At 71.7% G+C, this 502-nt stretch carries 1 protein-coding gene; it reads right to left on the bottom strand.

What is annotated here, in order from left to right; translation table 11 throughout:
• On the bottom strand, nucleotides 1-502 hold a 502-nt coding region (locus N2041_RS14885; protein ID WP_297679435.1), incomplete at both ends, for a histidine kinase dimerization/phospho-acceptor domain-containing protein.

Raw genomic sequence — 502 nt, 5'->3', positions numbered from 1 at the left:
GCATTGAGCCGCGCTCCCCTCCCGACCGCATCGCGCGCCGCACCGATCAGGCGGCGGGTGCGGTCATCGGCGTTCGGGCCAAGGTGCCGATCGAGCAGATTGACCGTGCCCAGGATGGCGGTGAGCAGGTTGTTGAAGTCGTGCGCGATGCCGCCTGTCAGCCGCCCCATCGCCTCCAGCCGCTGCGCCTGGGCAAGCCGCTCCTCGGCCGCCTCGCGCCGGCTGATGTGTTCGCGCAGCGCGGCATGGGTGGCCGTCAATTCGCGCAACGCCCGCTGCTCCGAGGCCCAGCGCCGCCACGCGATGGCGATCACCGACATCATCGCCGCCGTCATCAGGGCCGCGATGGTGCCGAGCGAGAGGACATGCGTCGTCCAGGCCGAGGTCAGCGCGCTGCGCGGCGTCGCGTAGGCGACCAGGAGTTCGCCCCCCCAGACGGGCCGGATGGTGGCCAGCCACTGCCCGCCGTCGCCATCGAAGAGGGTGGTGTGCAATGCCGGCT

This window comes from Tepidiforma sp. (assembly GCF_026419595.1).
Lineage (GTDB): Bacteria > Chloroflexota > Dehalococcoidia > Tepidiformales > Tepidiformaceae > Tepidiforma.
This window is presented reverse-complemented; position numbering and strand designations above follow the sequence as displayed.